This is a genomic window from Microbacterium canaveralium, from assembly GCF_047238045.1.
GTDB lineage: Bacteria > Actinomycetota > Actinomycetes > Actinomycetales > Microbacteriaceae > Microbacterium.
The window spans coordinates 2,664,691-2,683,661 of the sequence record NZ_JBDFMA010000003.1 but is presented as its reverse complement, the minus strand read 5'-3'; the positions used below and the strand labels follow the sequence as shown (position 1 = coordinate 2,683,661).

General features: G+C 71.7%; 16 protein-coding genes. 9 read left to right on the top strand and 7 right to left on the bottom strand.

The genetic code is table 11. From position 1 onward, the window contains the following. Positions 1–177: 177 nt before the first annotated feature. Positions 178–1,173, top strand: a complete 996-nt coding sequence (locus ABC271_RS13890) for a nucleoside hydrolase (RefSeq protein WP_412925426.1) — start codon at positions 178–180, stop codon at positions 1,171–1,173. Positions 1,174–1,186: 13 nt separating this feature from the next. Here ABC271_RS13890 and ABC271_RS13885 read toward each other — a convergent pair whose 3' ends face one another. The 4 genes from ABC271_RS13885 to ABC271_RS13870 are packed head-to-tail and all read right to left on the bottom strand — an operon-like array spanning position 1,187 to position 5,844. Then, complete coding sequence (locus tag ABC271_RS13885; protein WP_412925425.1) at positions 1,187–2,554, bottom strand: NtaA/DmoA family FMN-dependent monooxygenase; 1,368 nt, start codon at positions 2,552–2,554, stop codon at positions 1,187–1,189. Beyond that, the gene (locus ABC271_RS13880) at positions 2,547–3,839 is read right to left on the bottom strand and encodes an amidohydrolase family protein (protein WP_412925424.1); all 1,293 of its coding nucleotides are present in this window, start codon (positions 3,837–3,839) and stop codon (positions 2,547–2,549) included. Before ABC271_RS13880 ends, ABC271_RS13885 begins: the two co-directional genes overlap by 8 nt. Then, positions 3,836–5,092 (bottom strand): adenosylhomocysteinase, encoded by a 1,257-nt coding sequence (locus ABC271_RS13875; protein ID WP_412925423.1) that lies wholly within the window; start codon positions 5,090–5,092, stop codon positions 3,836–3,838. The genes ABC271_RS13880 and ABC271_RS13875 overlap by 4 nt, the downstream gene beginning before the upstream one ends. Further along, positions 5,089–5,844 carry a hypothetical protein gene (locus ABC271_RS13870; RefSeq protein ID WP_412925422.1) on the bottom strand — a complete coding sequence of 252 codons (756 nt, stop codon included), beginning with the start codon at positions 5,842–5,844 and terminating at the stop codon, positions 5,089–5,091. Before ABC271_RS13870 ends, ABC271_RS13875 begins: the two co-directional genes overlap by 4 nt. A 68-nt stretch (positions 5,845–5,912) precedes the next feature. Between ABC271_RS13870 and ABC271_RS13865 the strand changes: the two genes are divergently transcribed. The 7 genes from ABC271_RS13865 to ccsB all read left to right on the top strand — a co-directional run bounded on the left by ABC271_RS13865 (position 5,913) and on the right by ccsB (position 11,970). Then, a complete protein-coding gene (locus ABC271_RS13865; protein WP_412925421.1) occupies positions 5,913–6,305 on the top strand; it encodes a hypothetical protein in 393 nt (130 codons plus the stop codon). A gap of 88 nt (positions 6,306–6,393) precedes the next feature. After that, positions 6,394–7,095, top strand: a complete 702-nt coding sequence (locus ABC271_RS13860; protein ID WP_412925420.1) for a DedA family protein — start codon at positions 6,394–6,396, stop codon at positions 7,093–7,095. An 87-nt stretch (positions 7,096–7,182) separates the two neighbouring features. Beyond that, positions 7,183–7,827, top strand: coding sequence for a histidine phosphatase family protein (locus ABC271_RS13855; protein ID WP_412925419.1), 645 nt, complete (start codon positions 7,183–7,185; stop codon positions 7,825–7,827). After that, positions 7,827–8,420, top strand: coding sequence for a TlpA family protein disulfide reductase (locus tag ABC271_RS13850; protein ID WP_412925418.1), 594 nt, complete (start codon positions 7,827–7,829; stop codon positions 8,418–8,420). Before ABC271_RS13855 ends, ABC271_RS13850 begins: the two co-directional genes overlap by 1 nt. Beyond that, positions 8,417–9,166 carry a cytochrome c biogenesis CcdA family protein gene (locus tag ABC271_RS13845; RefSeq protein WP_412925417.1) on the top strand — a complete coding sequence of 250 codons (750 nt, stop codon included), beginning with the start codon at positions 8,417–8,419 and terminating at the stop codon, positions 9,164–9,166. Before ABC271_RS13850 ends, ABC271_RS13845 begins: the two co-directional genes overlap by 4 nt. Before the next feature lie 13 nt (positions 9,167–9,179). Further along, the gene (resB, locus tag ABC271_RS13840) at positions 9,180–10,946 is read left to right on the top strand and encodes a cytochrome c biogenesis protein ResB (protein WP_412925416.1); all 1,767 of its coding nucleotides are present in this window, start codon (positions 9,180–9,182) and stop codon (positions 10,944–10,946) included. Between the two features lie 4 nt (positions 10,947–10,950). After that, positions 10,951–11,970 (top strand): c-type cytochrome biogenesis protein CcsB, encoded by a 1,020-nt coding sequence (gene ccsB, locus ABC271_RS13835; RefSeq protein WP_412925415.1) that lies wholly within the window; start codon positions 10,951–10,953, stop codon positions 11,968–11,970. Positions 11,971–12,345: 375 nt separating this feature from the next. Here ccsB and ABC271_RS13830 read toward each other — a convergent pair whose 3' ends face one another. Together ABC271_RS13830 and ABC271_RS13825 are read right to left on the bottom strand one after the other, a co-directional pair. Continuing rightward, the gene (locus ABC271_RS13830) at positions 12,346–14,430 is read right to left on the bottom strand and encodes a YhgE/Pip domain-containing protein (RefSeq protein WP_412925414.1); all 2,085 of its coding nucleotides are present in this window, start codon (positions 14,428–14,430) and stop codon (positions 12,346–12,348) included. Further along, a complete protein-coding gene (locus tag ABC271_RS13825) occupies positions 14,427–17,228 on the bottom strand; it encodes an MMPL family transporter (protein ID WP_412925413.1) in 2,802 nt (933 codons plus the stop codon). Before ABC271_RS13825 ends, ABC271_RS13830 begins: the two co-directional genes overlap by 4 nt. A gap of 122 nt (positions 17,229–17,350) precedes the next feature. Between ABC271_RS13825 and ABC271_RS13820 the strand changes: the two genes are divergently transcribed. Continuing rightward, positions 17,351–17,977 carry a TetR/AcrR family transcriptional regulator gene (locus ABC271_RS13820; protein ID WP_412925412.1) on the top strand — a complete coding sequence of 209 codons (627 nt, stop codon included), beginning with the start codon at positions 17,351–17,353 and terminating at the stop codon, positions 17,975–17,977. Here the strand turns inward: ABC271_RS13820 and ABC271_RS13815 are convergent. After that, positions 17,964–18,971 (bottom strand): o-succinylbenzoate synthase, encoded by a 1,008-nt coding sequence (locus ABC271_RS13815; RefSeq protein WP_412925411.1) that lies wholly within the window; start codon positions 18,969–18,971, stop codon positions 17,964–17,966. The two genes, ABC271_RS13820 and ABC271_RS13815, sit on opposite strands and share 14 nt — an antisense overlap.

The following is an 18,971-nucleotide window of genomic DNA, read 5'->3' as shown; positions in this document are numbered from 1 at the left end:
TGTGTCCGTTTCCCGACGACGCCGGAGGCGCCGGTCGACATGTGCTGTGGGGGCACGGGTCTGGGCAGCCCGCGTCCTGTCTCACTTTGAAGTGTTCATGTGACGAACAGGGAACCAGCGTGTCACGCGGTGTAACACCGCGACGTGTCGACGTCGGCGACCGGGCAGGGTGAGAGCATGGCATCCCCTTCTTCCGCTCCCTCCGTCCGTCGCGTCCTGGTGGACACCGACACCGGTCTCGACGACGCTCACTCGCTGATGTACCTGCTGGCTCAGCCCGACGTCGAGATCGAGGCGATCACGACGATCTACGGCAACACGCCCGTCCACGACTCCGCGCGGAACGTGCGCACGGTGCTGCGGTTGGCCGGGCGCGAGGACATCCCGGTGCACCTCGGCGAGGCGGCCCCGATCGAGGGAGAGGCATCCATCGCCGATTTCGTGCACGGCACGGACGGCCTCGGCGACCGCTTCGAGCGCGCCGAGCTGCGCGTGGAGGAGGAGAGCGCGGTGGATGCCATCGTGCGCATCGCCGCGGAGCACCCCGGCGAGATCGATCTGCACCCTCTCGGGCCCCTCACCAACATCGCCCGGGCTCTCGAGCGTGACCCCGACCTGTTCCTGAAGTTCCGCTCGGTCGTGATCATGGGCGGCGCGGGACCGTACCCCGCGCCGGGCGGAGCGACGCTGACGGATGCCAACACGGCGAACGACCGCCGCGCCGCCGAGATCGTGTTCGGGGCGCGCAACGCGGGCAACGTCGTCATGGTGGGCGTGAACGTCACGGCCACGGCGATCCTGGACGAGCATGTCCTCGCGGTTCTGCGCGGCGTCGGAACGCCGTGGGCGACGTTCGCCGGGGAGGTGCTCGACGCGTACAACGACTTCTACCAGTACAAGTGGGGCCGCCGGATCTCGTCCGCCCACGACGGACTCGCCACCGTGATCCTGCACCGGCCGGAGATCGTGACGAACTGGATCGAGGGCCCCGTCGACTTCACGCCGTACGGTGGTTCGCTCGCGACGCGTATCGCCCTCACCCACGACGGTCTTCCGCTCGCGTGGGGGACTCCCGAGGGGCCGACGATCCGCGCGGTGACCGCGTTCGACGGCACCGAGTTCCTGCGCCGGTTCGTGCACGCGCTTTCGACGGGACCGGCACCGCGAGGCTGACCCGCCGCGGCCGTCAGTGACGTGCGGCGCGCGCCGGGTGGTCGTCGCCGAGACGGTCGCGCCGGTCGTCGCGGAGGCGCGAGCGGAACGTGCCGTCCTGCGGGAACCCGCCGTAGAGCCCGCGCTCGCGCAGCGCCGGCACCAGCAGCTCGGCGAAGTCGTCGACCGACCCCGGCGACAGGAACGGATGCAGGAGGAACCCGTCGACGCCGGACTCGTCGACGAATGCGTCGATCGCATCGGCGACGTCGTCGGGGGTGCCGAGGAAACGGTCGTCCGCGAACGCCGTGACTCTCGAGAACTGGCGACGGACGTCTCCCGCGGTGAGCACCGGGGCGTCGCCGCGCGTCTCCTTCGTCTGCGTGGCGTTCGTGGCGCGCTTGACCAGCGGCTCGTCGTCGGCGTACTGCGAGAAGTCGATGCCGCCCCAACCGGCGTACGCGGCCAGCTGCGCCTCCGCGGCGTAGTGGGCCTGGAGGGAGTCGATCTTCTCCTGCACGCCGATCGCGGTCGGTGCCACGACGAGGTTCATCCCGACCACGGCCCGGATCTGCGAGGCATCCCGCCCCAGCTCCTTCGCGCGGCGACGGATGCCGGCGAGTCCCTCGCGCACGGCCACGGGGTCGGAGTCGCCGACGAAGATCAGCTCGGCGTGCCGCGCGGCGAACTCGCGGCCGCGCGGCGACCACCCGGCCTGGATGATGACGGGGGTGCGCTGCGGCGACGGGGTGACCAGGTGGGGACCGGCGACCCGGAAGTGCTCGCCGACGTGGTCGATGCGGTGCACCTTCGCGGGGTCGGCGAACACCCCGGATGCCTTGTCGCCGACGAACGCGTCGTCGTCCCAGCTGCGCTCCCACAGGGCGTACGCGACGTCGAGGAACTCGTCGGCGCGGTCGTAGCGGCTGTCGTGCGCCATGACGTCGAGCCCGAAGTTGGCCGCCGCGCCCGGGAGGTAGGAAGTCACGACGTTCCAGCCGATGCGTCCGCCCGTGAGGTGGTCGAGCGTCGAGAAGCGTCGGGCGTGGGCGAAGGGGTGCTCGTACGTCGTCGACACCGTGGTGCCGAAGGCGATGCGGTCGGTGACCGCGGCCAGGGCCGGGATGTGCAGCATCGGGTCGAGGGCGGGGATCTCGACGCCGTGCCGGATCGCGGTCTCGGCCCCGCCCCGGTAGGTGTCGTAGAGCCCGAGCACGTCGCCGAAGAAGAACAGGTCCATGCCCGCGTCCTCGACGCGCTGAGCCTGGTCGACCCAGTACCGCAACGACGTGGCCGACAGTCGGTCGTCGGCGGGGTGGGTCCACAGGCTCGCCGCCGATGATCCGTTGCCGACGCAGGCCTGCTCGTACAGGCCGAAAAGCAGGGGGCGGGGGTCAGACATGCGCGGTGGTCCGTTCGTGCTCGGGGAAGGTCGTCCAGCGGGTGCGTCCGCCGACGACGGTGAGGGATGCCTCGGCGGGACCCGCCTCGACGAGCTCGGCGAGCGCATCCCGCGGCGCGGTCGAGGCGACCGGGAAGACTGCGAGATCGGCGCGGGCTCCGACGCGGAGCACGCCGGTGTCGTCCAGGCCGAGGGCGTGCGCCCCGCCGGAGGTCGCCGCGGCGAACAGGCGGGCGTGGAGGTCGTCGTCGGCGTACCCCTGGGCGCGCGCGATGTCGTGCAGCGCCGCGACGTCCTGCCACGGCGACAGGCTGGGGGAGGACGACAGGGAGTCGGTGCCGACGGCGATCGCGTTGCCCTCGCGGAGGTACGCCGCGACCGGGGCCGGGTCGAGGCCGATCACGGCGTTCGAACGGGGACACAGGGCCACGCTGACCCCGCGCTCGCGCAGAAGTGCCCGGTCGTCGGCGTCCACGTAGATCCCGTGCGCGAGGTGCGTCGTCGGGGTCAGGGCACCGAGGTCGTCCAGGTACCGGATGACACCCGTGCCCACGCCGCCGTCGCGCAGGAGCGCGAACTCGCCACGGCCGTTCGCGCGCCAGCGCTCGGCGAGGTCGCCCGTGCCGGAGCGGACGTACGCGTCCTCCCAGGCGGACTCCGCGGCGTGGATGTGCTGGCGCACCCCGAGCTGCTGCGCCAGGCGCGCCAGGTCGCGGAGGACCGCGGTGTCGAGCGAGTAGATCGCGTGCGGCGACAGGCCGGTCGCCGGCGGGGTGGGGAGCGCCGCGAGCTCGGCACGCACGGTGCGCTCGCCGGTTTCGGTCCACGTGCGTTCGGTCCAGCCGAGGACCTCCCAGAACGCGATGCCGTGGAGCCCCGCGTCGTGAACCGCCGAACCGGCCGCCGCGTCGGTGACGATCTCCGCGACCGCCGTCGTGCCCGAGCGCAGAGCCAGCGCGGCGCCGGCGGCTGCGGAGGCACCCCAGTCGCGCGGGACGGGGTACAGCTCCATGAAGGCGCTCATCCACGCCTCGAAGCCGTCGTGCTCGGCGAGTCCGACGGCGGCCATGTCGCTGTACTGCAGGTGCGTGTGCGCGTTGATGAGCCCGGGCGTGAGCACGCCGTCCCACTCGCGCAGGTCGGTGTCCGGGCCGGCGTCGGTGACCACCGCGTCCACGGGACCCATGGCCACGATGCGGCCGTCGGCCACGGCCACGGCCCCGTCCGCGAGCGGTGCGGAGCCGGGGGACAGGACGACGGGAGCGCGGTGGACGACGACCGTCACTCCTCGCCCTCCTCGGGGTTCCACGCCGCCAGGAACGCCTGCTGCGCCGCCGACGGGGCATCCAGCGTTCCCCCGAACGAGGCGAGGGCGATGGCCGCCACCTCGTCGTCCGCGGCTCGGGGCAGCTCGTGGACGCCCGGCGCGAGGTCGGGGGTCGCGAGCACGTGTGCCACCGAGGCGAGCTGGACCCCGAAGGAGAGGTCCATGATCTCCACCGGATTCCCCTCGGCGGCGCTGACGTTGAGGCAGTTGCCGTCGTCCAGCACGCGGACCTCGGCTCCGCTCGGCATCCGGAGCACGGAGACCGCACCGGTGCGCGAGGTCTCGACGGCCCCCGCCGCGCGCGCGGCGTCCAGGGCGATCTCCTGGCCGACGCCGCCGCCGACCGCCACGACGGCGCCGGTGCGCAGCGCGTCGAGATGGGCGACGTCGATCGTGTGACGGATGCCGGTCGCGGAGATGACGATGTCGGCGAACCGTACGGCCTCGGCGAGGGTGCGCACCTCGAACCCCGCGAACGCGGCTTGCAGCGCGGCGACCGGGTCGGTCTCGGTCACGACGACGCGCGCGCCGAGGGCCGCGGCGTGCTGGGCGATCCCGGTGCCGACACGTCCGAACCCGACGACCGCGACGGTCGCGCCACGGAAGGAGCGGTTGGCGACATCGGCGACGGCGAACACGACCGACTGGCCCGTGCCGTGCATGTTGTCGAACAGCGACTTGGACCGGGCGTCGTTCGCGGCGACGACGGGGATGCGCAGCGCCCCCTCGGCCTCCATGCGGCGCAGGGGTCGCACGCCCGAGGTGGTCTGCTCCGTGGCTCCGCGCATGTCGGCGACGACATCGGGTCGCTCGAGATGCGCGAGGCGGATGGTCGATGCGCCGTCGTCCACGATCACGTGCGGCCGGTGGTCCAGCAGAGCGAGGGCATTCGCGCGGTCCTCGACACGGTCGGCGTCCGCGCGGGCGTAGACCGGGATGCCCGCGTGCGCCAGCGCCGCCGCCACCGCGTCGTCGGTGTTGCGGCCGGCGGAGGTCACCGTCACCTCGGCACCGGCCTCGGCGAGCGCGAGGGCGATCGTGGCCGTCTTCGGCTCGAGCACGTCGGAGACGCCGATGCGCACCCCCGCGACGGTGCCCTCGCGGGTCAGGCGGTCGGCGAGCGCGGTCGTCACGGGCATGTGCGCGCGAGCCCACTCGATACGGTCGTGCCCCGCGCGCCACAGCGACGGGTCGGCGATGCGGCCGCTCACGGGGTCACCGCCGTGGCGAACGCGTCGTCTCCATCGACGCGGGTGCGGGCGAGCAGTGCCGCGGTGAGAGCGTCAGCGAGATGGAGCTGCGCGGCCGTCGGGCGTTCTCCGTCGACCGGGAGGGGGGAGGGCATCTCCACGAGGGATCCGTTCGCGGTCGCGCGCACGTGCGGGCGCGGGGACGGCAGTGCCGTGGCATCCACGGGCCGCGGAGCGGCATCCGCGACGAGCCCGGGGGCGTCCGTCGGCAGGATGCCGTCGTGACCGGTGCCCGTGAGGATCGTGAGGGGCGCGGCGCTCGCCGCGACGACAGCCTCGACGCGGACGCCGTCGAGCCGCGCGGCGAGCCGCTCGACCGGATCGTCCGTGGCCCGCACCACAGCCGCCCCGAGGCGGCGCAACACCGTCGTGAGTGTCGCGGCGAGCGGACCGTCGCCGACGATGCGCACGGTGCTCCCGGCGAGCGTGAGGTTCGTGCGGGCCGACAGGGCGAGCACGACCTGCTCGGCGCGCACCTGCGCGTACAGGATGCCGAAGGCGCGCCACGCGAGCGGGTCCGGCGCCGCGGGGTCGTGCACGACATCGACGTTGGCGGTCGCGCGGAGGTCGGCGCGCACGGAGGTGGGCAGGGCGGGGAGCGCGCCGCCGTAGGGGAGGACGACGGGTTCGACCGGTCGCGCGTCGAGGAACGACCGCGCGACCGGGAACACGCCGCCCAGCCCGGCGGGGGCGGTGGACGAGGAGGACGACACGGCTCGAACGTAGGACGAGGAGGGCGTTCGACGCGAATCAATGACGCCGCATCTCTAGGATGTCGCCCGTGACCTTTTCCCTCCCCCCGGAGTCGTACCGGATGCTGCGGCCCGAGCAGCCTCCGCGCCCCGCGCGACGGGGATGGGATCTCGCGCTCACGATCGTCCTGCTCGTGCTGCTCCCGCTCGCCGCGCTCGCGTGCTCGTACGCCGGGTTCTTCCTGACGTTCGCGTCGGATGCCTGCGGGGCGGTCGCCTGCGATGAAAGCCTGATGAACTTCGGCCTCTGGTTCGCCGTCATCGCCCCGTGGGGCGTTCTGCTGGTCGCCGTGGTGGCCGCGATCGTCCGGCTCGTGCGGCATCGCATCACCTTCTGGGTGCCGCTGGCGGGCATCGTCCTCATGGCCGCCTTGTGGTTCGTCGCCGCCGCGATCGTGAGCGCCGGGATCTCGGCATCCTGACCCGTTCCCAGGTCTCGCGGAGGCGACGGCTCTAAGCTTCGGGCGGGCGTCCGGACGGGCGGCCGATCACCGAGCGCGAAGGCACCCGATGACCGACAGCACCCTCACCCTGGGCGGTACGCCGTCCCTGCGCGGCGCGTCCGCCGACACATCCGGCGACCAGTCGTGGCTCACGTCGCTGGCCGACTGGACGGTCTCGCTCATGGAGATCATCGGTCCCATCGGCGCGGGGGTCGCGATCGCGCTGGAGAATCTGTTCCCCCCGCTGCCGAGCGAGGTCGTTCTGCCGATGGCGGGTCTCACCGCCAGCCGGGGCTCGTTCACCCTGTTCGAGGCGCTGCTGTGGACCACGCTCGGATCCGTCGTGGGCGCGTTCGCCCTCTACGGCCTGGGGCGGTGGCTCGGAGCCGCACGACTGCGCGCCATCGCCGCGAGAATCCCGCTGCTCCACCCCGAGGATGTCGACCGCACCGTCGCGTGGTTCGAGCGGCACGGGGGCAAGGCGGTGTTCTTCGGGCGCATGGTGCCGATCTTCCGCAGCCTCATCTCGATCCCGGCGGGGGTGGCGAAGATGCCGCTGTGGCGGTTCGGTCTGCTGACCGCGGCGGGCAGCCTGATCTGGAACACGATCTTCGTGCTGGCCGGGTACCTGCTCGGTGAGAACTGGCACGTCATCGAGCAGTACGCCGACATCCTGCAGTACGTCGTGATCGCGGGGGTCGCAGTGGGCATCGCGTGGTTCCTGTACGCGCGAGTCCGGTCGCTGCTCGCCTCCCGCCGCGAGGTCTGAGGACCGGCATCCGGAGGTAGGACGGCGTCGAACCAACGGGGCTGCTCGCTCAGCCGGCCCACAAGACCCGCCCATAGACTGGATGCCGTGCCCGCCGACCGCCTCCATCTCGTGCGCCACGGGGAAGTCCACAACCCGCGCCGCGTGCTCTACGGTCGGCTCCCCGGATTCGGACTCAGCGTCGACGGCCGCCGCATGGCACGGCAAGCCGCGCAGTACGTGCACGAACTCGAGCGTCCGATCGGCGCGCTCGTCGTCTCGCCCCTGCAGCGCACGCGTGAGTCCGCGGAACCCTTCGTCCAGACATTCGGCATCGAGCCGTTCATCGACGACCGCGTCATCGAGCCGACGAACGTGTTCGAGGGTCGGCGGATGAAGCAGGCGCTCGCGAACCCGCTGAACTGGCGCCATCTGTCGCGCCCGGCCGTGCCCAGCTGGGGCGAGCCGTACGAGCGGATCGTCGCGCGCATGACCGAGGCGATGAACGACGCCTGGGACCGAGTGCCCTCCGGCGATGTCGTCGTCGTGTCCCACCAGCTGCCCATCTGGGTCACGCACCTCGCCCTCTCCCAGCAGCCCACCCGCCACGACCCCCGCAAGCGCCGCTGTGCGCTGTCGAGCGTGACGAGCTTCGAGCGGCGAGACGGCGCCGCCGGTTCCTCCCGCTGGGTCGAGGTGGCGTACGCCGAGCCGGCCGCGACGGCCGGAGCCGTCGACGTAGGAGCCGTGTGATGCGCCGAATCCTCTCCGCCACAGCCGCGCTCGCGCTCCTGGTGGGCCTCGCCGCGTGCAGCGCCGACCCGCTCGCCGAGCAGTACCGCGCGGGCGACAACAAGGGGTACATCGCGGCCAACGGCTTCCAGACGAAGGAGATCGCCCCCGAGAACCGGGGCGAACCCGTCGACTTCGCGGGCACGCTCGACAACGGCTCGGCCGTCTCCAGCGCCGACTACGCCGGCAAGGTCCTCGTCGTGAACTTCTGGTACGCCACGTGCGGTCCGTGCATCATCGAGGCGCCGCGCCTCGAGCAGGCCTATCAGTCGTTCCAGGGCCAGGACGTGGCGTTCCTCGGCATCAACACGTACGACCAGCCCGCCACGGCGCTCTCCTTCGCGCGCGACAACAACGTGTCCTACTCGAGCGCGATGGCTGTGAGCGACGCCGAGCTCAAGCTCGCCTTCGCCGACAAGACGTCGATCAACGCCACGCCCACGACCCTCGTCCTCGACCGCGAGGGCCGCGTCGCCGCGCGTGTCATCGGCGAGTTGCCCGAGGCATCCATCCTCGAAGCGATGGTGCGCACCGTGCTCGCGGAGAGCGCGTGAACCCGGGAGCTCTCGTCTTCGACGGAGCACTGTGGCTCGCCCTCCCCGTCGCCCTCGCGGCGGGGCTGATCTCGTTCCTCTCCCCGTGCGTGCTGCCGCTCGTGCCGGGGTACCTCGGCTTCATCGGGGGCGCGGTCGCGCCGCGCGGGGGATCGGCATCCGCCCCGGGTCGCTCCCGTCTGGTCTTGGGAACACTGCTGTTCATCGCGGGCTTCACCCTCGTGTTCATGGCGGTCAACGTTCTCGGGGGGACGGCCGGGCAGTTCTTCGTCCGGTACGCCGACACGATCACGCGCGTCATGGGCGTGGTCATCATCCTGCTCGGGCTCGTCTTCATCGGGGTCTTCGGGCTCGCGCAGCGGACGGTGCGCTTCCAGGCCCGCAGCAACCTCGGACTCATCGGGGCGCCGCTGCTGGGCATCGCGCTCGGCGTCGGTTGGACGCCCTGCATCGGCCCGACCCTGACGGCGATCCTCTCGGTGTCGTACAACCTGGGCGACCCGGGGCGGGCCGCCCTTCTCGGTTTGGCGTACTCGCTGGGGCTCGGCATCCCGTTCCTGCTCCTCGCCCTCGGCTTCGGCTGGGCGACGCGTTCGGTGGCGTTCGTCCGCCGCCACATCCGCGTCGTCAACCTCATCGGCGGCGCCCTGTTGATCGTGCTCGGCCTGCTGATGGTGACCGGGGTCTGGGGCGCGTGGATGTCGACCCTGCAGGGGGTGATCGGCCGTGTCCAGCTCCCGCTCTGACCGAGGAAAGACCGTGATCGAACCGACCGACGGTGTGCTGCGGCCGTCCGACCACGCCGACTCCGCCGCGCCGTCGGGTGACGACATCACGTCGCCGCGCCTGGGCTTCGTGGGGTGGCTGCGCTGGGGGTGGCGGCAGCTGACGAGCATGCGCACGGCCCTCGTCCTGCTGCTCCTCCTCGCGATCGCGGCGGTGCCCGGGTCGATCGTGCCGCAGCGCGGCGCCGACCCGAACGGTGTCACGCAGTACTTCACCGACAACCCCGACCTCGCGCCGGTACTCGACAAGCTCAGCCTCTTCGACGTGTACACGTCGCCGTGGTTCTCGGCGATATACATCCTGCTGTTCATCTCGCTGATCGGGTGCGTCCTCCCGCGCACGAAGCACCACTGGAAGGCGTTGCGCTCGCAGCCCCCGCGCACGCCCGCACGGCTCGAGCGCCTGGACGACCACCGGTCGGTGACGGTGTCGGTGCCCGAGGGGCAGGATGCCGCCTCCGTCGCCGCCGCGGCGGTCGACAGCGCCGGCGCCCAGCTACGCAAGAGCGGCTACCGCGTCGCCCGGTACGACGGGCGCGGCTCGTTCTCGGCCTCGGCGGAGCGCGGCTACCTGCGCGAGACCGGCAACCTCGTGTTCCACGCGGCGCTGGTCGGCGTGCTCATCGCCGTGGGGGCCGGCGGGGGATTCACCTACACCGGGCAGCGCGTGCTCGTCGAGGGCCAGGCGTTCACGAACAGCCTGCTCGACTACTCCTCGTTCAATCCCGGCCGATTCGTCGACCCCGACGCCCTCGCGCCGTACTCCATGACGCTGGACCGCTTCGACGTCTCCTACGTGCCGCCGGGGCAGCCGGGCTCGGGACAGGCCGGAGATTTCGCCGCGAACGTGACCACCCTCACGCCCGACGGCCAGACGCACGAGGGCCAGGTGCGCGTGAACCACCCGCTCGACGTGCAGGGCGACCGCGTCTACCTGCTCGGCAACGGCTACGCCCCGACCGTGACGATCCGCAACGCGCAGGGCGTGGAGGTGTTCCACGACTCGGTGGCCTTCCTCCCGCAGGATGCCAACATGACCTCGCTCGGTGTGATCAAGGTCGCCGACGGGATGCCGCAGCAGCTGGGGCTCATCGGGTTCTTCTACCCGACGATGGACACCCTGACCTCGGGCGCCCTCACCTCGACCTACGGCGACCTGGAGTACCCCGTCCTGACGCTTCGCGTGTACGCCGGAGACCTGGGGATCGACAACGGCACGCCGCGCTCGGTGTACACCCTCGACCCGACCGGGATGACTCAGATCGCCGGCGGCGACAGCGGGAACCCCGCGCTGCGCCTCATGCCCGGCGAGACGCAGGATCTGCCGAACGGACTCGGCACCATCACGTTCGAGAACGAGGCTCCCGCCGGCGCGACCGGGTACGCGGGCTCGGTCAAGCGTTTCGCCTCGCTGTCGATCCACCGCGACCTCGCGGGGCCCTGGGTGCTCGGTTTCGCCGCTCTCGCCACGCTCGGTCTTCTGGCTGCGCTCTTCGTGCCGCGCCGCCGCATGTGGGTGAAGGCGACACCGCACGGTGACACCGTCCGCGTGGAGTACGCCGGCCTCGCCCGTGGCGAAGACCCCACTCTCGCCGCCGCCGTCGACCAGGTCGTCGAACGGCACCGCCCCCTTCTCGGGGACGCGGCTCCCGCCGAGGCCGCGGCGACGGACGACCCCGACCTCTCCTCCCGTTCGGCTCCGAACGACCAGAGCCGCCCTGACACCGGAAAAGTAGACTGACACCATGCCCGGAACCGACCCCCTCCTGCTCGACGAGATCTCCCTCCTCCTCGTATGGACGGCCGTCGCGATCTACGTGCTGGCGTTCATCGCCTATGCGATCGACCTCGCCCGCCGCTCCGACCTCGCGATCAAGGCCAAAGACGAGGTCGTCGCGCGCGAGCTCGTTACCGCCGGGGGCGGCGGCGTCATCGCCGCGCCGCCGCGGTCATCGGCATCCGGGACCTCCTCCACCAAGCCGCGTTACCTGTGGGCACGCATGGGCACCGCCCTGGTCTCCCTCGGCTTCCTGTTCCACCTGGCCGGCACCGTTCTGCGCGGCGTCGCGGCCGGTCGCGTGCCGTGGTCGAACATGTACGAGTTCGCGCTGACCGGTGTGCTGCTGGTCGTCGCGGTGTACCTCGTCGTCCTCACGCGGTTCGACCTGCGGTTCCTCGGCTCGCTCATCACCGGGCTGGCCGTCGTGCTGCTCGGCGGGGCGACGCTGGCGTTCCACGTCGAGGTCGTGCCGCTCGCCGACCCGCTGAAGTCGGTGTGGCTCGTCATCCACGTGTTCGTCGCGTCGCTGGCAACGGCCCTGTTCGCCCTGGCCTTCGGTCTCTCGGTGATGCAGCTGCTCCAGACCCGTCGGGAGCGCAAGCTGGCTGTCGCCGCTGCCTCGCCGGATGCCGCTGCCCCCCGCCGCAGCTTCCTGCAGACGCTTCCGACCGCCGACGCGCTGGAATCGCTGGCGTACCGCTTCGCGATCGTCGGGTTCATCTTCTGGACGTTCACGCTCATCGCCGGCTCGATCTGGGCCAATGACGCGTGGGGCCGCTTCTGGGGTTTCGACACCAAGGAGGTGTGGACCTTCGTGATCTGGGTGCTCTACGCCGGGTACATCCACGCCCGCGCGACGCGCGGCTGGCGCGGCACCCGTTCGGCGTGGCTGTCGATCATCGGTTTCGCCGCGGTGCTGTTCAACTTCACGATCGTCAACGTCTTCTTCAAGGGCCTGCACGCCTACTCCGGCCTGACGACCTGACGCCCGCTGCTCCCCGGCACGAGCCGCGTCTGCGGCCGCGGGGAGTCTGGGCTGCGGGGCACGTGGCGTTTCCACCCGTGGCCACGGGCCGAACTCCTGAGAAACGGGGGTTGGTGGGGCCGCAGGCGCGCGCCGGGCGGCTGCACGGCCGGAATCTCAGGAGTTCGGCACGTGACGCGGCATCCGGTCGTTGACCGCTGCGGCCGTACCGACTCCTGACGGCGGCGGCGGCGCGGCGGGCTCGCGGCCGTGGCCGCGGGCCGAACTCCTGAGAAACGGGGGTTGGTGGGGCCGCAGGCGCGCGCCGGGCGGCTGCGCGGCCGGAAACTCAGGAGTTCGGCCGGTGTCGCGGCATCCGGTCGCGACCGCGCCCGGCTACGCGGGCTGAGCCGCGGTGCGGAGGGACGCGGTGCGGCGGCGGACCACGACGAGCGTCGTCGCGATCAGCGCCAGGACGGCCCACACGGCGAGCCCCACGATCCCGGCGCCGACTCCGCCCGACGACGCGAGGGCACCGAGCATCGCGGAGTATGCCGGCGACGTCGGCAGGAGCGACGAGAGGCCCGCGAGAACCGGCGGCACCGTCGAGACGATGTTGGCGGCCACGGCCAGCGCGCCCACGATCGCGGCGATCCAGCGCCCTGCGCCACCGAAGACGGCGACGAGAGCCTGGTTCACCGCGGCGAAGGCGACGCCCGCGGCGATGCAGACCAGCGCGAACAGCGCCCAGTCGCCCCAGTCGTATTGGGATGCCACCTGCACGACGCCCGCAACGAGGAGACCCTGCACCGCACCCACGATGGCCGCCGGGGCGAACCCGCGCAGCGCGACGAGCCCCGACGCGCGTCGGCTCGTGAGCGCCCGGGCCGACACGGCCTGGAACGCGACGAACGACGCCACACCGCCGAACCACAGCACGGCCATCGCCAGCAGCGGAACCGCCGCGATGCCGAACAGCGAGTCGCTCACGCCGGTGGCGGACACCGGGTCGGCGACGATGTCGGCGAGGCTCTGCGCCTGCGCGTCGGTGTAGGTCGGGATCTGCTGGACGGCGGTGTCGAGTCCGTCGGCGAGCGACGACGTTCCGGTAGCGACCTGCTGCACGCCGTCCGCGAGCTGCCCGGCACCGTCCTCGGCACTGGACGCACCGGATGCCACTTGCGCGGCGCCCGAGCTGAGACCCGCCGCGCCCGCACCGAACTGCTGAACACCCGAAGCGACCTGGCTCGCACCACCGGCGACGCCGTCGATGCCACCCGCGATCGTACTGAGGCCGGTGGCGGCCTTGGTGGCACCCCCGGCGAGTCCGCGGGCACCATCGGCGAGCTGCTGATTGGCCTCGGCGATCGTGCGGATGCCGGCGGGGAGCTTCGCGGCGTCACCGGCGAGCTGCCCGATCTTGGTCACCGTGGCGGTGGCCTGGGGGAGGGCGGCGTTCGCATCGTCGGCGGCCTTGCGGAGGGCGTCGCACTGCTCCGGCGTGCCGGTGCAGTCGTCGGCGGCCTGCTGCAGGGCCGCGGCGGCCTTGACGAGGGCGTCGTTCACCTGCGGCGCGGCCTGCGACAGATCGGTGGCGACCTGCGCGAACTCCGGCGGGATCTGGTCGGCGATCCCGTTGATCTCGTCCGCGAGCCTCTGGTTGCCGTCGGCGATCGCGTTCGCGCCCCCCGCGAGATCGCCGACACCCGTTGCTGCTTCTCGCGTGCCGCCGGCCAGGGACGTCGCGCCACCGGCGACCTTCGATGCGCCGTCGGCGAGGGGTGTCGCCCCGGCGGCGAGCTGCTGCGCTCCGGTCGCGAGCTGCGCGGAGCCGTCGGAGAGCTGACCGAGACCGTCCTTCAATCCCGTCGCCCCGGTCGCCGCCTGCCCCGCACCGTCGGCGAGCTGGTGAGCGCCGCTGGCGGCGGTGCCCAACTGCTGACCCAGGGTCGTGAAGCCGAGGAAGACGTTGGTGAGGTACTGCGACGACAATTCGGTGCCGAACACCGAGGACGCGGTGGATGCCAATTGCGCGGTGATCGCGCCGTCCACGACGCGCGCGTCGGGGGCGGTCTGCACGCCGATCGTGGCGCGTTCCGGTGTCTCGCCCGGGCGCGTGGACAGCGCCGCGGACGTGAAGTTCTCCGGGATCGTCACGACGGCGGTGTAGGTCCCGTCCTCGAGGCCGGACGCGGCGTCCTCATCGTTGGAGATGACCCAGTCGATGTTGCTGGGTTGGTCGTCGGCGCCCTTCACCAGCCCACCGGTGAGCTGGCGCCCGAGGGGGACGAGTTGACCGTTGAGCTCGACGGCCTTGTCGTCGTTGACGATCGCGGCGGTGATGTTGTCGAGCCGATCGGTGGGGTTGTACAGCGCGCCGACCAGGATGCCACCGATCACGGCGGGAAGCAGGAGAACGCCGATGAGGGTGAGCCAGGTCACGGGGCGGCGCGAGCGGGAGCGCTCGACGGGGACGGTCATGCGAACACCTCGGAGAGATCGGTGAAGGACTCGTGAGCCGGACGGGGCCGGTGCGGAGACGGCAACGCGAGCGAGGTCACGTCGGGGCGATGGGCGTCGGCGAGCAGGGCGAGCGCGCGGCGCTCGTCGCGCGCCGACACGACCAGGGTGAAGGCGGAGTCGGCGTCGTCGCTGCGCTCGCGCGCGTCGACCGCGGCGCGCCGCAGGGCCTCGGCGATGTCGGCGCGGGCGTCGGTGTCGAGCCGGTCGACGTCGCACAGCACGGCGAGGCGGGAGCGACCACCGATCGCGCGGGTCACCTCCTCGACCGCGGACTCGGCGTCATCGAGCAACGCGATTCCGACACGTGAGCGCACCGCGGCGGCCCGTTCGGGCAGCAGCAGGCCGTCCACACGCAGGCGTCCTTGGACGGCGGGGAGCCGGCCGGCCAGTGCCAGCAGCAGCGGGCGCGTCACACGGGTCTCGCCGGTCACGAGCAGCGTTCCCCCGTAGGCGAGTCGGATGTGCACGTCGGCGAACGCCGGCACGTCGTCGTCGGATCGCGTGGCGGTGCGCAGATCGTCCGCAGCGACCGCGACGGCGGCCCCGGTCGGCCAGTCCGCGAGACCGAGCTCCCTCTCCACGGCCTCGCCCTCGACGTCGAGTTGGGGCAGCAGACGATCGAGCCAGCGTGGCATCCACCAGGCCTTCGCCCCGAGGAGCGCGAGCACCGCGGGGACCAGGGTCATGCGTACGAGGAACGCGTCGACGGCGACACCGACGGCGAGGCCCAGCGCGATCGGCTTCAGGCTCGAATCGCCCTCGGGGACGAACGCGACGAAGACCGAGAACATGATCACGGCGGCGGCCACGACGACGCGGGCCGACCCCATGAAACCGCTGCGCACCGCGCCCAGGGCGACCTCGCGCGGCGTGCGGCCCTCGCGGTCGGCGTGTACGTAGTCCTCGCGCATGCGCGAGACGAGGAAGACCTGATAGTCCATCGCGAGACCGAACAGCACGCCCATCACCACGATCGGCATGAAGCTGATGATCGGACCGACCTTGGCCACGTGCAGGGCGTCGGCGAACCAGCCCCACTCGAACACCGCCGCCACGACTCCGAACGACGAGGCGACCGACAGCAGGTATCCGCCGGCGGCGGTCAGCGGAACCCAGATCGAGCGGAAGACGATCATCAGCAGGATCAGGGACAGGCCGACGACGAAGATCCCGAACGGCAGCAGCGCCGCACCCAGCTGGTCGGAGATGTCGATCGTCACCGCCGTGTATCCGGTGACCAGCAGGCGCACGCCGAACTGGTCGTAGAGGCGGTCCTCGGCGGCACGGAGCTCGCGTACGAGGTCCGCGGTGCGGGGATCCTCGGGGCCGGTCTCGGGCACGATCTGCACGATGCCGGTGTCGGCGGTCTGGTTCGGGGTCGCGAGGGCGATCTTCGCGACGCCGGGGATCTTGGCCACCTCGTCGCCGATGTCGGTCATGAGCGTCAGCGGGTCGTTCGACGTGACGATGGTGCCGGTCATGATGAGCGGGCCGTTCGCCCCGGGGCCGAAGTATTCGTCGGTCAGCTCGTAGGCCGTGCGCGCCTCGTTGCCCGGGGGCAGCTGCCCGGCGGTCGGAAGGGTGAGGGCGAGGCTTCCGGCCGGGATGGCGGCCACGCCGAGCACCGCGACGATCGACACCGACGTGACGACGGGATGCCGAGTCACCAGACCCACCCACCGGGCGGCGGGGCCGTGCGACCGCTTCTCGGCCGTGACCGCCTTCTTCCGGCGCCAGCCGACGACCCGGCCCTTGGCGAAACCGAGGAACGCGGGCGTCAGCGTCAGCCCGATGCAGACGGCGATCGCGACGGCCACCGACGCGGCGACGCCCATCGTGGTCAGGAACGGGATGCCGGCGAAGCTCAGGCCGATGAGCGCGATGAGTACCGTGATGCCGGCGAACACGACGGCCGAGCCGGCCGTCCCCGTTGCGCGGGCCGCGGATTCCTCGGGATCCATTCCGCCGCGCACTTGGTCCTGATGTCGCGACACGATGAAGAGGGCGTAGTCGATGCCGACCGCGAGACCGAGCATGACGGCCAGCAGCGGCGTCGTCGACGAGACCGTCGCGAATCCGGTGGCGACGAAGATCAGCGCGACGGAGAGGGCGACGCCGAGGATCGCGGTGGCCAGCGGCATCCCGGCAACCAGGAACGAACGGAACGTGAGCATGAGCACGATCGCGGCGATGACCACGCCGAGCGCCTCGGTGAGGCTCGCGCCCGGGATCTCGGTCGCGAAGAGCTGACCGCCCAGGACCGCCTGCGACCCCGACGGCAGGTCGGCGGCCAGGGAGGTCGTGTCCTCCCGCAGGCTGTCCTCCGTGGCGGTGGGAACCTCGGTCGCCTCGCCGGAGAACTGGATGCGGATGATCGCGGCGCGGTCGTCGTCGGACACCCCGCCCGAGATGCGCTCGTCGAAGGGGTTGGTCACGGCCTCGACGAAGTCGAGCTTCTCGATGTCGGCGATCGTGGTGCCGATGGCATCCTGGTACGGCTGATCGCGCACGCTCGCCCCGTCGGCGGAGACGACGACGATGTCGGCACCGGCACCGCTCACCTGGGGGAAAGTGCGGGAGAGCATCTCGAGCCCGGCCTGCGACTCGGTGCCGGGGATCGCGAAGGTGTTGTCGGTTCCCTTGGCGAACAGCGCGACGCCGCCGCCGGCGAGCACCAGGATCAGCAGCCAGGCCGACAGGACGCGCCACGGGTGACGGAACGACCAGCGACCCAGGGTGTACAGGAATGTGGACACGGTGGCTGCTCCCGAGGTCGGCGGCTTGATCGATACAGCACCGTATCGGATACAACAATGTATCGTGTCACGGGATGGGGCCTTCAAGCTGAGTCTCGTCCGTGAAGCACGAGGAGCACGGCATGACCGACACGGCACCGGCGCCGTCGCGACGACGCGAGAACACGCGCACCCGGCTGTTGGATGCCGCGGCCCAGATGTTCGCCGAGGAAGGGATCGACGCTTCGTCGGTCGAGGCCATCTGCGAGCGCGCCGGGTTCACCCGCGGGGCGTTCTACTCCAACTTCGGTTCCAAGGAGGAGCTGTTCCTCGCGCTGTGCCAACGGTCCGCAGAGACCACCCTGACGACGCTGCGGGAGCGCATCGCCTCGCTGGAAGCGGATGGACTCGAGCCGGGCACCGAGGTGCGCAATCTCGTCCAGCAGGTGCTCGAGATCGCCGCCCAGGATCGTCTCGACGTCCTGCTGAACGCGGAGATCCGCACGCAGGCACTGCGCAACGCGGATTTCGCCGTGGCATATCTCGCACTGGATCGCGGGCTGTCCGAGAACGTCTCACAGCTCGTGCGCGACGTCGCCGAGGCCCGAGGGCTGAGGCTGCGGGTTTCCCCCGAGGCGGCCACCGAGATGCTTCTGTCGATGTGGGTTTCGGCCACCGAGTATGCGCTCATCGGCGGCCGCGACCCTCGGGCCGCTCAGCCGGAGCTCGCCGCGCGGCTCTCGCACCTCATGACACTCATCCTCGAGTGAGGTCCGCCTCCAGCACCCGGTAGCACCGCGTCAGGCGCTGCAACCACCAGTCGCTCCGCTCGGCGGGGGCCTCGACCCGGTCGAGGGTCGCGGTCGTGGGGGTCGCCCGCTCCAGGCGCAGGGATCCGGCGCTGGCACGCAGGGGCGATGCGACGACGTCCTCGGTGAACAGCGCCGCCGTGCCGAGCCCGCAGTCGTATTCGAGGTCGGGGAGTGCCGCCGCGAGAGCGAGGCCCATGGACAGCCCGACCGATGTGTCCAGCGCGCTGGACACCACCGCCGGCAGACCCGCCTCGCTCACGATCGCGAGAGCCGCGCGCACGCCGCCGAGCGGCTGCGCCTTGATCACGAGGAGGTCGGCCGCACCCGCGCGGGCCACGCGCAGCGGGTCCTCCGCCTTGCGGACGCTCTCATCGGCGGCGATGGGGATGTCCAGGTAGTCGATGCGTTCACGCAGCTCCGCCAGCTCCTCGACCTCGGCGCACGGCTGCTCGACGTACTCGAGGTCGAACTCGGCGAGGGCGTGCACGGCGCGTTCGGCCTCGTCGACGTTCCAGCCGCCGTTCGCGTCCACGCGCACGCGGCCCTCGGGACCCATCGCCGCGCGGACCGCGCGGACCCGCGCCACATCGTCCGCGAGCACCTGCCCGGCCTCCGCGACCTTGACCTTGGCCGTCCGGCATCCGTCGTACCGGGCGAGGACCCCGTCCACCTCGGCGGCCGCCACCGCGGGCACGGTGGCGTTGACCGCCACGGTCGCGCGAACCGGTGGAGGGGTGGGATGCCACCCGAAGTCGAGGGCCGCCGCGAGCCAGGTCGCCGCCTCGGCGTCGGCGTACTCGACGAAGGGCGAGAACTCCGTCCACCCCTCCGGGCCCTCGAACACGACGGCTTCGCGCGTGCGGATTCCTCGGAAACGTGTGGCCAGAGGAAGCGCGACGACACGGGCCGTGGCGAGGACGTCGGTGAGGGACGGGAGGGCGACGGTGCTCAT

Coding starts and splice junctions, on each gene's coding strand:
- ABC271_RS13890 (WP_412925426.1), top strand. CDS start 178: ATGGCATCCCCTTCTTCCGCTCCCTCCGTCCGTCGCGTCCTGGTGGAC.
- ABC271_RS13885 (WP_412925425.1), bottom strand. CDS start 2,554: ATGTCTGACCCCCGCCCCCTGCTTTTCGGCCTGTACGAGCAGGCCTGC.
- ABC271_RS13860 (WP_412925420.1), top strand. CDS start 6,394: ATGACCGACAGCACCCTCACCCTGGGCGGTACGCCGTCCCTGCGCGGC.
- ABC271_RS13850 (WP_412925418.1), top strand. CDS start 7,827: ATGCGCCGAATCCTCTCCGCCACAGCCGCGCTCGCGCTCCTGGTGGGC.
- ccsB (WP_412925415.1), top strand. CDS start 10,951: ATGCCCGGAACCGACCCCCTCCTGCTCGACGAGATCTCCCTCCTCCTC.
- ABC271_RS13830 (WP_412925414.1), bottom strand. CDS start 14,430: ATGACCGTCCCCGTCGAGCGCTCCCGCTCGCGCCGCCCCGTGACCTGG.
- ABC271_RS13820 (WP_412925412.1), top strand. CDS start 17,351: ATGACCGACACGGCACCGGCGCCGTCGCGACGACGCGAGAACACGCGC.
- ABC271_RS13815 (WP_412925411.1), bottom strand. CDS start 18,971: ATGAGCACCGTCGCCCTCCCGTCCCTCACCGACGTCCTCGCCACGGCC.